Origin of the sequence: Magnetococcus sp. PR-3 (assembly GCF_036689865.1) — a bacterium.
In the GTDB taxonomy this organism is placed as follows: domain Bacteria; phylum Pseudomonadota; class Magnetococcia; order Magnetococcales; family Magnetococcaceae; genus Magnetococcus.
The window spans coordinates 1-252 of sequence record NZ_JBAHUQ010000113.1 but is presented as its reverse complement, the minus strand read 5'-3'; the positions used below and the strand labels follow the sequence as shown (position 1 = coordinate 252).

At 56.7% G+C, this 252-nt stretch carries 1 protein-coding gene; it reads left to right on the top strand.

The genetic code is table 11. The annotated features are described in order from the left end of the window. Positions 1 to 252, top strand: a 252-nt coding sequence (locus V5T57_RS20765) for a hypothetical protein (RefSeq protein ID WP_332893182.1), incomplete at both ends; no start/stop codon positions are given.

The following is a 252-nucleotide window of genomic DNA, read 5'->3' as shown; positions in this document are numbered from 1 at the left end:
GGGGATGAGACCTTCTCCATCTCTTTGGGCACAGTCTCAACCGGCGGGCATGTGGGGGATGGACAGGCTACTGCGACCATTGTGGATGACAGTGCAGATATTACCTCCTTGGGTGTATCGGTGGTCAGCTCGGTGGCCGAGGGCTCCAACGTGGTGTTTACCATTACCCGTGATGGAGATGCTCAAGCGGATCAAACCGTTGAATATGCATTGGTGGCCGGCAGTGCCACCGGGTCAGGTACCGACTACAGT